At 33.6% G+C, this 13,292-nt stretch carries 11 protein-coding genes; 6 read left to right on the top strand and 5 right to left on the bottom strand.

What is annotated here, in order from left to right; all coding sequences use genetic code 11:
* Positions 1 to 273 precede the first annotated feature (273 nt).
* From LPC21_RS09195 to LPC21_RS09210, 4 genes are all read right to left on the bottom strand, one after another.
* Positions 274 to 966: a glycoside hydrolase family 78 protein gene (locus tag LPC21_RS09195; RefSeq protein ID WP_229316866.1), complete on the bottom strand. Its 693-nt coding sequence runs from the start codon at positions 964 to 966 to the stop codon at positions 274 to 276.
* A gap of 2 nt (positions 967 to 968) precedes the next feature.
* Complete coding sequence (locus LPC21_RS09200; RefSeq protein ID WP_229316867.1) at positions 969 to 5,651, bottom strand: Ig-like domain-containing protein; 4,683 nt, start codon at positions 5,649 to 5,651, stop codon at positions 969 to 971.
* Positions 5,652 to 5,835: 184 nt separating this feature from the next.
* Positions 5,836 to 7,416 carry an NADP-dependent glyceraldehyde-3-phosphate dehydrogenase gene (locus tag LPC21_RS09205; protein ID WP_229316868.1) on the bottom strand — a complete coding sequence of 527 codons (1,581 nt, stop codon included), beginning with the start codon at positions 7,414 to 7,416 and terminating at the stop codon, positions 5,836 to 5,838.
* Between the two features lie 29 nt (positions 7,417 to 7,445).
* Entirely contained in the window at positions 7,446 to 7,757 is a 312-nt protein-coding gene (locus LPC21_RS09210; protein WP_229316869.1) for a rhodanese-like domain-containing protein, read from the bottom strand.
* Between the two features lie 320 nt (positions 7,758 to 8,077).
* Between LPC21_RS09210 and LPC21_RS09215 the strand changes: the two genes are divergently transcribed.
* The 6 genes from LPC21_RS09215 to LPC21_RS09240 all read left to right on the top strand — a co-directional run bounded on the left by LPC21_RS09215 (position 8,078) and on the right by LPC21_RS09240 (position 12,797).
* Complete coding sequence (locus tag LPC21_RS09215; protein WP_229316870.1) at positions 8,078 to 8,866, top strand: sulfite exporter TauE/SafE family protein; 789 nt, start codon at positions 8,078 to 8,080, stop codon at positions 8,864 to 8,866.
* 73 nt (positions 8,867 to 8,939) lie between these two features.
* Complete coding sequence (locus LPC21_RS09220; RefSeq protein ID WP_229316871.1) at positions 8,940 to 10,355, top strand: MBL fold metallo-hydrolase; 1,416 nt, start codon at positions 8,940 to 8,942, stop codon at positions 10,353 to 10,355.
* Between the two features lie 6 nt (positions 10,356 to 10,361).
* On the top strand, positions 10,362 to 11,195 hold the full coding sequence (locus LPC21_RS09225; RefSeq protein ID WP_229316872.1) for a methyltransferase domain-containing protein: 834 nt from the start codon (positions 10,362 to 10,364) through the stop codon (positions 11,193 to 11,195).
* A 6-nt stretch (positions 11,196 to 11,201) separates the two neighbouring features.
* Positions 11,202 to 11,396: a hypothetical protein gene (locus LPC21_RS09230; RefSeq protein ID WP_229316873.1), complete on the top strand. Its 195-nt coding sequence runs from the start codon at positions 11,202 to 11,204 to the stop codon at positions 11,394 to 11,396.
* A 3-nt stretch (positions 11,397 to 11,399) separates the two neighbouring features.
* On the top strand, positions 11,400 to 11,702 hold the full coding sequence (gene trxA, locus LPC21_RS09235; protein ID WP_229316874.1) for a thioredoxin: 303 nt from the start codon (positions 11,400 to 11,402) through the stop codon (positions 11,700 to 11,702).
* Between the two features lie 183 nt (positions 11,703 to 11,885).
* Complete coding sequence (locus tag LPC21_RS09240) at positions 11,886 to 12,797, top strand: serine aminopeptidase domain-containing protein (protein ID WP_229316875.1); 912 nt, start codon at positions 11,886 to 11,888, stop codon at positions 12,795 to 12,797.
* Between the two features lie 97 nt (positions 12,798 to 12,894).
* Here the strand turns inward: LPC21_RS09240 and ytxJ are convergent, their stop codons facing one another.
* Positions 12,895 to 13,284 carry a bacillithiol system redox-active protein YtxJ gene (gene ytxJ, locus LPC21_RS09245; protein ID WP_229316876.1) on the bottom strand — a complete coding sequence of 130 codons (390 nt, stop codon included), beginning with the start codon at positions 13,282 to 13,284 and terminating at the stop codon, positions 12,895 to 12,897.
* Between the last annotated feature and the right edge of the window lie 8 nt (positions 13,285 to 13,292).

Here is a 13,292-nt window from a genome sequence, read left to right on the forward strand (position 1 = left end):
AAATAAATTCCATTTTTCTCTTGTTAAAAAAGAATTTTCTGTCCCAAAAGCCTAATCTAAAAAGCCATATTAGAGTCAGAAAACGCTATGAACATACCAAATTACTTACAAACATATAAAAAACAACGCGGATTACTGATATTTTAAATAAAATTACTGATATGTTGAAAAAAAATTATGTTTATTAACAATGTTTTGTTAATAACTATTACCACACAAAAAAGCGCCTTATTCTTACAAATAAGACGCTTTTTTGAAAAGTAAAAAAATCAATCAATTAGTCTTAAAACTCCAAATCTGACCTTGGGTTTCAGCTCCTTTTGCGTCTCTAACCACTACTTTCCAATAGTAGATAGTAGCCGCTTGTAGGCTTGCATCAAAGGAGGTCGTGGTCTTATTGTCAACTACCTTAGTAGTAGGTGTAGCAATGGTTCCTAAATACACATCATATGAAAGAACATCTGTAGCATCTACGTCAGAGCCAGTCCATTTTAAGGTGGTTGTTGTCCCTGTAATGATGCTATTAGCAACTGGTGCTACTAATTGTGGTAAAAATGGTGCATGGTTAGTCACAGCGGTACCTTCAGTAAAAAAACTATAAACTGTAGAGTAAGCGCTCGCTGCGCCTTTGCTATCCGTTGCCTTCACCCGCCAGTAATACGCCTTCCCTTTTTCAAGGGTCACCGTATGTGTTGGAGCTGAAACCTCAGCAGTATTCACAATTTGTGTAAACAAATTGTCTGTAGCGATCTGAATTTGATACAAAATTGGATTATTTTCAGCGTCTGTAGAAGCAGTCCATTCGAAATTAATTGAATTACTTATACATAATTTAGCAAGGGTTGGGCTAACCAAACTTGGAATTGACGGGGCTAAATTTTTTGGTTCTAAAACGGGTTCATTTCCTCCGCCACATGAGAGTAATAAAAAATTAAATACGATGTAGTATAGTATATTTCTTTTCATAATTAATTTTTGATTATGATTAAACTTGTAGGTATAGCAGTGTATACTTTAGCAATATAAGTTCCGCTCGTTTGGTTGTCTAAATTTAATTGTATCTTTTGGTTTACTACTGGATAAACACCTTTAGATATTAATTCCGCTTTGATTGAATACAATTCTATGTAGATCTCTTTCAATTCGGTAGACATACTAATTTCAAATGAGCCTTTGGTAGGATTTGGATACGCCATATAACTATTTGGAAGATCCGAAATTACTTTTGAATAAATACCTTCGCAAGCTATTGCTGATTTGACCATTACCACATCACCAACATTGACATCAAGTTCAAATAGGGTGTGATCGGTTGTAAATTTTGATTTACCGTTCAACAGTACTTCAAAGGGTGCGCTACCCTCTGTAATTTCAATTGCCACTTTGTTAGACGAAACTCCTGATGTTTTTCCTGTCAACGAACCACCTTTACCAATTGTTAAGGTATAACAATGTGGGAATGTTTTCCCCGTAATATTGATACAAACATTATACTCCCCTGCTGTTAAATCAGGTACAATCAAAGAATTATTTACAAAATTATAAACTTTGTTATTGATAGTAGCTGTATAATTAAAACTCTGAGTAGCCTTAATGCTAATTTCACCGTTATTCTTTCCTGAGCATGTTTCAGATTTAGTAATAATAGTAAAATTATCGAATGGCAAACTAAATGCTTCTATACTAATATTTACTGTTGCAATATTACTATCTACACTTCCATCATTTACTTTATAAGTAAAACTATCGGTAATAGTATTTGAACCATTATGAACATAGGTAAAGGTTCCATTACTATTGAGTGTTAAAGTTCCATTAACTGGATTAGTAACACGAACAGCTGTTAAAGTATTATTTTCAGCATCTGTGTCGTTTGTTAGAACACTCGTAATTCCTCCAGATAATAATGTTGCTGTCTCACCATTTTTAATTGTAATCTGATCAGATAAAGCTACTGGAGCATCATTTACAGGATTAATTGTTATAGTAACAGTTGCTATATCACTATCCGATGTTCCATCATTAACTTTATAAGTAAAACTATCTTTTGTGGTTTCAGATCCATTATGAACATAACTAAATGTTCCATTACTATTAAGAGTTACTGTCCCATTAATTGGATTGGTAACAATAATTGGTATTAAATTAGTATTTAATTTAAAATCATTATATAACAAATTATCAGATCCATTCTTTAATACCCCCGAAACTTTACCTTCATCAACTTCAATAAAATCATTAACCGGAGTAGTTTTGTTCAGTATTGATATTTTACCATCAAGTTTATAGAAATATTTTTTAATTGGTACTCCTTCATTCCCATTTGGATCGGTTATCAGTATTGATGATGAAAATACTCCGTCTTTTAAACTACTAATATTTAAATTATTCAATACTATTTCGGTTTGAGTTATTACGCCCTCTATTGAAATAGAAGGAATTGAAGTAGATGAACTTTTAATATCGAATTGTTTATTAGTTGTGGAATTTTGTTCAAATAAGACTTTATATGTCCCATTTAAATCTACATTTTCGGCTAGCACTTTAAACACAATTGAATCAATATTGCTTGAACCAGAATCTTGTAGATTTGATTTTAAGTAATATCCTTTAGGCAGAACTGTATCTTTGGTATAATCAGTCGTTGTTGTCGCTATAAGTTGATTTTGGTTATCAGTAACCTGAACTGTTAACTTAATAATACCGTCTAAAACTCCCGTCAAGTTAATAGAGTTTAACGAAATAAAATTGGAGGTAAATATTCCTTCGCCTCTTACTACATTACCACCTAATAGGCTATATACTTGATAAACATATTTATTCCCTTGACAGGGTTTACAACTAATTTCTGCGCTAATTGAACTTACATTTTTTGAATTGACTACTTTACTTGTGATTGTTGCAACAAGAGCTTCATCTAATTTTACATCTGATTCAATCACATCAAATCTAACAATCTCTACAAATGAATAATTCCTGAAATTCCCAGCTCTATCAACCGTTTGCATAGAAGATATCCCCCACTTACCCGGAGGGGAACCTTTAGGTAGTAAAATATCGAGATTGATCAGATTCCATTCTGAATTTCCGTCTGGTTTTAAGCTATAATAATTTAGTAGCATATTATCATTCCAACTACTGTAACTATGCTCAATACCCAATGGATCACGCAATACATATCGTACTAATTTTGCACCGGATTCATGGGTTGGGAAATCTGACAAATCCCTTATTAATAAAGAAATATCAACTCTAGTTTCACCATCTGGAGACAAAGGATTAGTTGGTTTAGCAATTACATTAATTCGATTTAAATCTATTTCAGGGGCAATATAATCAGGAAAATTAGTTTTGACATATAAACTATCTCTTATATCTTTAAATATATCTAACTTTCCAGGTTTAATATAAAAATTAGCAGTATCCTTTACCATATAAACATTAGTATAATTGCCCGCAATATCACTAGAATTCAATTGTGAAACAGAGTAATAACCAGAAGGAAAATATTCTGGAATAACTAAATGCATTTCAAAATGTTTGATTGAATTATAATCATTTTTATACGATTTAGCTGCATTAATGATAGGTTTTCCTTGGATTTGCTCCTCATATTTTTGAGCATTTGAATTGTCTAATTTTGGAAAATAAATTCTAGTTATACTTCGATCCATTGGACTATTATCATAATAATCGTAGGAATATTTTATCGCTTGCATTTGCAATCCATTGACATTGTCTGAAGTATTTTGACCATTTGGATCAAATTTTCCTTGAACTAATTCTGATTTTAAATTATATTGCCATTTAGGTGGGGTTATATCTTCTAGAGGATTTTCTATATATAATTTAAACCCAAATGAAGAAGTATTTTCAAAACGAGAATTCCCAACAGGATCTTCAATCCTTAATGATACTAAATTCCAATAACCACTTTTTTCATGTTTACTAAATGTAGTTGTTCCAACCAAAGTGGAATCGACTGAACCATTTTTCGGAGTCAACCATAAATCGTGAATAGTACCTATACTGGATGCTAATCGTATATATCCAACAGAAGCTCCGTCAATTTTTGGATCTTTTGAGTTCAATTTAAATTCAAATTTTACAACTTTATCATCGTTTGCACTTCCTTCAACATTAATTGTTGATCCAATTATTTTTCCAGGATAAGTATAATCAGGAAATAAATTATAAACCATAAAGGTCAAATCTTCTCTAATTTGGGCTTTATAACGAGTTCCATGCATAATTCTGTCTCGAATAAACTCATATTTTCGAACTGATCTAGATAGCAATAAATCTGGATTTAATATGTAAGTAGCAATCGACTCAGCCATATCTTCATCTGGATTCTTTTCATGTGCATATTCAGTAACAAATTCAGTTGTGTTATAAGTAGACCATCCTGAACTAGAGGTAGGATCTTGGAACCAACCTCCCAAATCAGACCAATCTTTTTTTAATACACTATCAAAAGCATATGCCCATAAAAAATGAGATTTCTCATGTAAAATTAATCTTCTAACAACACTATTTATTTCTGTGTTATTAAAAGTTTTACTCATAAATTCTATAGTATTAAAACTTGTCCAAGCAATTGCAGCTGCAGTCGTATAAATAGGATGATCTTGTCCATTTACTCTTCTTACTAAATATTTAAGCCCTTCTTGTTTATGAAATCCCTCTGGCAATTCCTCAAACATAGAGAGTATTTCAATTTTTTCTTCATTGAAAAATTCTTGAAAATTAGACGCGTCTTCATGCATTAAATTTTGGGTTTCTAGATTCGATTTCATAAACCTAAATCCGTATTTTTCTTGTGCTATTATATCTACATTTTGCTCATTTGACCCAAAGTCAGTATAATAATTTAAAATAGCATGATTCAATCTTTTAGAATAAAACTTCGTTTTAATTCCATCCAAAATCCCTATTTGTGGACTTGCATAGGTAAATGCGGATTGACTAACGGTAACATGTTTAACCCCGTTTACATTGACAATATTGATGTCTTTAAATTGTTCTTGATCCGTTAAATAAAAAATAGCTTTGACATTTTCACCCTTCTCAAAATTGAGCACACTCCCTTCCCCAAATGTTTGCAATGGCAACGTTTTAAGCATTGAATATAATCTGAAACTATCTTCACTTGACCATTTTGATCTATCATTAGATAAAATTATACCAAACTCATTCCTTAGTTTAACTGACGAATAATCATTTGGTATTGAAACCGTATTGTTTAATACTACTAAAGTTGAAGGCTCATTTACATACACTTGTGTTGCATGACCTGCATAACTATCGTCATCTTTCCAATTATAGATATAATTTGTGTTTAATAGAGGCGTTAAAGTAACCGTGGCATTATTTGTTTCAGGAATATTGATAACCGTAGAAGAAGGAAAAGTGTATCCAGTTGCATCTATTATCAATGCCCATTTTCCGTTATCTACATTAAATTGAACCGTTGAAGTACCCGAAGAATTATACTTAACCCATTTTTTTAATAATTTTTCTGCACTTTTTTGAACAATAATTCGGATAGAATCGTTTGCTTTTATTCCGTTTACATTGACGGTCAAATTATTTTGAGCAAATAAATTAGTACCAAGCATCAATAATGTAATCAATAAATATTTTTTCATAAGTAATATTTTATGGACATAATATTATAACCAATTTCTAACTGTAATTTTACAAAAATATCCAATTCATATATAGCAAACCATACCTATATTTAGTGATATTCTACTTTAAATCAATTATATAATATAAAAAAAGCGTCTTATTCTTACAAATAAGACGCTTTCAAAAATTAAAAAATCAGACTTATAAAATATAATCCGTATTGATAAAGTTAGACTCTTTACTATTTAATAATTCTTGTAAAATAGCATTGTTATACTCATTGTCTTTTGAGGCTACAAATGTTCGAATTGAAAACGAACGCAAGGCATCGTGAATACTCAAGGTTCCTACTGCAGAATCTTTACGACCTGTAAACGGAAACACATCGGGTCCTCTCTGACATGAACTGTTCAAGTTTACTCTACACACTAAGTTGACCAAAGTATCAATTAATGGTGCAATGGTTTTAATGTCTTTTCCAAACAAACTCACTTGCTGACCGTAATTCGATTCGGCCATATCATTCAACGGCTCTTGAATATCTTTAAACGAAATGATTGGCACCACAGGACCAAATTGCTCCTCGTGGTACACACGCATGTTTTTGTTCACTGGGTACAAAACCGCTGGAAAGATAAAATTGTCGCTATGCTGCCCACCTTTTGTATTCAAAATTTGAGCGCCGTTGGCTTTTGCATCGTCAATCAATTCTTGAATATAGGCTGGTTTTTCTTTTTCAGGAAGTGGAGTCAACATCACTCCTTTTTCCCATGGATTTCCAAAAGCCAATGCGTCTACTTTAGCCGCAAAACGGGTATTGAATTCTTGTGCAATTGATTCGTGAACATACAATACTTTCAAAGCGGTACAACGTTGCCCGTTGAATGACAACGATCCTGTAATACATTCTTGGATTGCCAAATCCAAATCGGCGTCTGGTAAAATAATCGCTGGATTTTTGGCTTCCAATCCTAAGATTAAACGCAATCTGTTTTTATTAGGGTGTTGGTCTTGCAACGCAATCGCTGAGGTACTGTTTCCAATCAAAGCCAAAACACCCACTTTTCCAGATTTCATTATTGGCGAAGCCACTTCTCTACCTCGACCGTAAATAATATTAATAGCACCTTTTGGGAAACTACTTCTAAATGCTTCTAAAAGTGGAGACAACAATAATACACCGTGTTTCGCTGGTTTAAACACCACCGGATTACCCATGATTAAAGCAGGAATCAACAATGAAAAGGTTTCATTCAAAGGATAATTATAAGGTCCAAGACACAAAACTACACCTAAAGGCCCTCTTCGAACCATAGCATGAATACCTTGCACTTTACTGAAATGAGCACTTCGGCTGTTCAATTCCTTCAAACTATCAATCGTATCGTAAATGTACTCTACCGTTCTGTCAAATTCTTTTTCAGAATCGCCAAGGGTTTTTCCAATTTCCCACATTAATAATTTGACCACTTCGGCACGAGTGTCTTTCATTTTGGTAACAAAATCTTCCATGCATTGAATGCGGTCCACTACTTTCATGGTGGGCCACAAACCTTGACCGTTATTGAAGGCTAAATCAGCCGATTCAACTGCTTCCATCGCTTCTTTTTCTCCCATTGCAGGAATAGTTCCTAGCAAAGTGGGTGCATAATCAGCTGTAGAGGAAATGGTGGAATAAACTGGTGTGGTAACGCCAGTCCATTTTTTTAATTCGCCATGAACTAAATAGGTATCTTGAGTTAAAGGCGATGTAATTTGAAATTCTTGAGGAATTGTACTCATAGTAGGTTGTTGTGTTGTTGTTTAGTAAATTAGGGTTCAACGATATCGCCGTCCCATTCGATAATTCCACCTAATAAGTTATAGGCATTTTCAAAACCTAATTCGTTCATAATGGCACAGGCATTAGCACTTCTAGCTCCCGAACGACAGTAAACATAATAGTTTTTGGATTTATCCAAAGTTTCTAGATCCGCTACAAAAGCAGCACCTTGATGAAAATCATAATTAATAGCTCCCGCAATATATCCTTCTTCAAATTCCATGGCTGTTCTCACATCAAGTATAACAGCATTTTCGTCTGACTCAAATTGAGCAATCCAATCTTCTTGTGTTAAATTCATATCAAATAATTTTGTTTTTGTAAAAATACGATGTTTTTAGTAAACAACAGATGAGATAGTTACGAATTGAAAACTAATTTAACGAAAACGATTTCCCGATTTCATTATATTCAACAAAATGATCTTTCGGGAGAATTCTTTTGAAAAATTAGTTGTGGTGGAGATAAAATGAATTGAAATTAATAGTTGTATAAATCCTATTTAAGCCAATTTCTATATGCTGAAAATAATATTTAAGAAATTGATCCGCTAAGACTGTGACAAATGTTACATTTGGTATGATTCAAAATGTTCATTTTTGTAATTAAAATTATCGAAATATGGAATACATCGGCTACTTTGCGTCAATTATAATAGGTCTTTCCCTTGGTTTGATAGGAGGTGGTGGATCCATTCTTACTATTCCGATATTGGTCTATTTATTCAAAATTGATCCTGAATTAGCCACCAGTTATTCCTTATTTATAGTTGGTATCACTTCATTATCAGGTTGTATTAGCCACTATCGAATGGGAAATTTGCAAATAAAAGCAGCCTTGTATTTTGCCGTTCCCTCTATATTTTCAATTCTGATTATTCGTGAAGTAATTTTTCCACAAATTGCCGAAACACTTTTTTCTATAGCTTCTTATCAAGTTTCAAAGAGTTTCTTAATTATGATCGTATTCTCATTGCTGATGATGGCCGCTTCGATTTCAATGATTAGAAAAAGTAAAGAAGTTTCAACAACTGGAAAAACCAACTATATTCAATTGGGAGTAATTGGGTTTTTTGTAGGAATTGTAACTGGCTTCTTGGGTGCTGGTGGCGGATTTTTAATTATACCCGCTCTGCTTTTTTTCGCAAAATTACCCATGAAACAAGCTATTGGAACCTCATTGTTAATCATTTTCATCAACTCAGCTATCGGATTTGGCGGCGACTTATACATAGGAACTCCAATTGATTATGGGTTTCTACTAATTATTTCAGGCATTGCCTTTATAGGTATGCTGATTGGTACTCAATTATCTAAACGAATTGATAGCAGCCAACTCAAACCCATTTTTGGTTGGTTTGTTTTAATCATGGGAATGTATATTATTACCAAAGAAATTTTCTTTACCTAATACTCAAACAAAAATCAATTTTTAAAATCTATAATCTGAATTACATTTGTAATCAAATAAGGAATTTACACTCATGCAAATAGAACAAATTTATACTGGATGTTTAGCTCAAGGAGCCTATTATATTACTTCTAATGGAGAAGCAGCGATTATTGATCCGCTACGTGAAGTACAACCGTATTTAGATCGTTTAGAACGCGACAAAGTAAGTTTAAAATACATATTTGAAACCCATTTCCATGCAGATTTCGTTTCAGGTCATTTAGATTTAGCTAAAGCGACCAATGCAAAAATTGTATATGGACCAACGGCTAAACCGGAGTTTGAAGCTCTAGTTGCCGCTGACGAACAAGTTTTTGAAGTGGGGAAAATCAAAATCAAAGTACTCCACACTCCAGGTCACACTATGGAAAGTACTACGTGCTTATTGATTGACGAAAACGGAAAAGACCACGCCATTTTTTCTGGAGATACCTTATTTATTGGCGATGTAGGTCGTCCGGACTTGGCACAAAAAGCGGCTTCGATGACACAAGAAGAATTGGCTGCTACATTATTTCATTCGCTTCGCAATAAAATCATGACTTTGGCCGATGATGTTATTGTATACCCTGCTCACGGCGCTGGAAGTGCTTGTGGAAAAAACATGAGTAAGGAAACAGTTTCTACCATTGGTAACCAAAAAGCAACGAATTATGCCTTGAGAGCCAATATGACTGAAGCCGAATTCATCAAAGAAGTTACCGATGGTTTATTGCCTCCTCCAGCTTATTTTGGGATGAATGTAGCCATGAACAAAAAAGGATACGAAAGTTTCGAAACCGTTTTAAACCATGGTATGCGCGCTATTCCTGTAGCTCAATTAGAGGTAATGATAGAAGAAACCAGAGCGTTACTGCTAGATACACGTAACAATGGAGATTTTAGTAAAGGTTTTATTCCGCAATCTATTAACATTGGAATCGATGGCGATTTTGCTCCATGGGTAGGTGCTTTAATTGCCGATGTGAAACAACCGATTATATTAGTTACTGCTAACGGACGCGAAGAAGAAACGGTAACTCGTTTGAGCCGCGTTGGTTTTGACAACCTAATCGGGCATTTAGAAGGCGGATTTGAGGCTTGGAAAAATGCAGGACATGATATTGATACTGTCAATCGAATTTCAGCGGAAGAGTTTGAAAAACAAGTGACCATTGGCGAAAGCAAAATTATCGACATTCGTAAAGAAAGCGAATACGAAGCAGAACATATCGAAGACGCTTACAGCAAACCCTTAGCGTATATCAACGAATGGGTTAAAGACATCAATCCTGAAGAGCATTTTTTCTTGCATTGTGCTGGAGGATATCGTTCTATGATTGCAGCTTCTATTTTGGAAGCACGCGGTTTTAGAAATTTTAGTGAAGTAGAAGGTGGTTTCAATGCCATTGCAAAAACGACTGTTCCCAAAACTAATTTTGTATGTCAAAGTAAAGTTTTAAAATAAAATACCATGGAAGATTTAAAATGTTGTGTCACTTCTTGCGAAAAGCCTTTAGACCAAGACTATTGGGATGCCCAATACAAAGCTAAAGCAACGGGATGGGATTTGGGAACTGTTTCCCCTCCTATCCAAGAATTCGTTGATAGCATTCAAGATAAAAATAGTGCTATTTTGATTCCAGGTGGCGGAAATTCGTATGAAGCAGAATACCTGTTGCAACAAGGATTTACCAATATTACCGTGATTGATATTGCGCCTACCTTGATTGCTGTTTTGAAACAAAAATTTGACAATCATCCCAATATCAACATCATTTTAGGAGACTTTTTTGAACACCAAGGACAATATGATTGGATCATTGAACAAACTTTTTTCTGTGCGCTTCCGCTAACGATGCGTCCCAATTACGTTTGGAAAATGCACCAGCTATTAGCTCCTAAAGGGAAAATAGCAGGATTACTTTTCAATCGAGAATTTGAAGAAGGTCCTCCTTTTGGTGGTAACAAAGCCGAGTATACTAATTTATTCTCAGGAGCGTTCACTATCAACAAAATGGAAGTCTGTACCAATTCGGTTGCACCAAGAGCCAATTCCGAATTGTTCATTGAATTAGAAAAAAACACTGCAGCCGAAGTTCATTTATACACCTTTGAAGGCATAACCTGTATTGGTTGTAAAGCGACTGTTTCTGAAAAATTAGCCGAAATAGACAGGGTAATGAATGTCAATATGAATACTAATTTCACAGAGGTAATTATCGCTAGCGAAAAAGAAGTCGCTCTGCAAAAATTACAAGAGACCGTTTCTTATGACGAAAAATACAAAATCATAAAAGCCAATTAGTAGCTTATGAAAAATTTACTTTTAACCAATTGGCATCTAATGCGTTGGGTTCGTTTGGCTTTCGCTATTTTCCTTTTCATTCAAGCCTATATATTGAGAGAATGGGGATTTGTGGCTTTTGGAGCCTTTTTCTTATTTCAAGTGATTTTTAATATGGGTTGCGGACCAAATGGTTGTGCTGTACCCAATTCTAAAAAATAAATTATGGGAAACTTTAATCAAATCATACAATCAGACCAAACCGTTTTAGTAGACTTTTTTGCTACATGGTGTGGACCTTGCCAAATGTTAGCGCCCATTTTAAAAGACGTAAAAACCAATCTAGGCGAACGCATTTCCATTATTAAAATTGATGTGGATAAAAATCAAGCTGTTGCAGCTCAATATCAAGTGCGTGGCGTGCCTACGATGATTCTATTCCAAAACGGTAAACAACTATGGAGACAATCAGGAGTGATTTCAAAAGAGGAAATTATCAAAATCATTGTAGAAAAAAGTAATCCTTGACTACCCCTACTTCAAATAGGCTTACATTCTATTTTATTATTTCTAATGCAATAATTAATATATTTGAAAATGATATAGTAAAAACGCAACTTCACTTATAAAGCCTATTATAAATAAATCACCGATAGTTTTAGCTCATATAAACAAGATAGCGATAATTTAAAAATAAAATTTTAGACAAAAATGAAGATATACAGTAAGTCACACTTCAAAAACGAAAAAACAGACCGAAACTATTTTGAAAATTGGGTATCACAATTAGAAAAAAATAACGGTAGGAAATATGAGCGATATGAAATCGAAACTTCAATTGGCAAAACAATTGTTTGGGGTTTATATACAAACGAAGAATATTCAGACACATTAGTCATTTTCCCAGGAGCTAGAACTACTTCATTGATTTGGGACTTTGATAGAGGTCTTGACCACTTAAATCATAAAATGAGAATTTTTATGGTCGAAACTAATGGACTTCCCAATTTAAGTGATGGTGATACTCCGGACATTAGATCATTAGATTACGGTATTTGGGCAACGGAAGTTTTTGACAGATTAAATATAGATAATGCTTTTATTGCTGGAGCTTCATTTGGTGGATTAATTTGTATGAAATTTGGAATAGTAAGTCCAGAAAGAATAAAGGCAGCATTTTTACTAAACCCTGGTTGCTTACAACCTTTTTCTTTGACCTTAAAAAATCTCTATTATAATCTTCTACCCATCCTAAAACCAACTTCCCAAAATGTATTAAAATTTCTTGAAAAAGCTATTTTTTCAAAACCTAATCATAAGCTATCTGAGTTTTCAGAAAAAATGCTTGTAGACTATGAAGTATTCGCAATAAGTCGTTTCAAGGATAAGACTCAAAAACCTTATTACATGAATAGTGAACTAGAAAAAGTTAAAATAGAAACATTTTTACTTGTTGGAGATAAAGACCTTTTATTTCCATATCAAAAATCTGTTAATAATGCCAAAAGACAGATAAAGACATTGAAAGAAGTAAAGATTTACAAAAAGGTTGGACATGGGATTGAGACCTACGACAAGGCGATGAACTATATTGGTGAAATAATTAATAACTATGATCAATAGAGTTTTCAATAGTCTCGCTAACGAGCAAAATAAAATTCAGCCAAACAAAAACTACTCAAAGTCAACAACTTAAGTATTTTCTACTAATTTAAAAAAACTACACTCTCCGCTTCAACTCCACAGCATCAATATCGCTATGCGAAGCATCATAGATTGATTTTCCTTCTTTAATCAAAAGCAATTGCGGTGATTGATGGTACACCTCAAAACGAGTCGCAATCTCATTCGAGATATCTCTGTGATTTAGTAAGTCTAAAAAATACGGAGTGACACTGCCTTCCAAATCAAATTCATTCTCAAATTGTTTCAACGCCATGCGACTTATACTACAACGCGTGCTATGTTTAAAAATCACAACCGGTTGTTCATAAGAAAGATCCATTATTTCGTTCAACTGACCTAAATCAGTCAATTCGATCCAGTTGATTTTGGATGCATTGCTATTATTATTTTCTGAATCTCCAAAAATAGATTTGAATAAAGTCATTTTGTCGT

It is taken from the genome of Flavobacterium ammoniigenes, assembly GCF_020886055.1.
In the GTDB taxonomy this organism is placed as follows: Bacteria; Bacteroidota; Bacteroidia; order Flavobacteriales; family Flavobacteriaceae; genus Flavobacterium; species Flavobacterium ammoniigenes.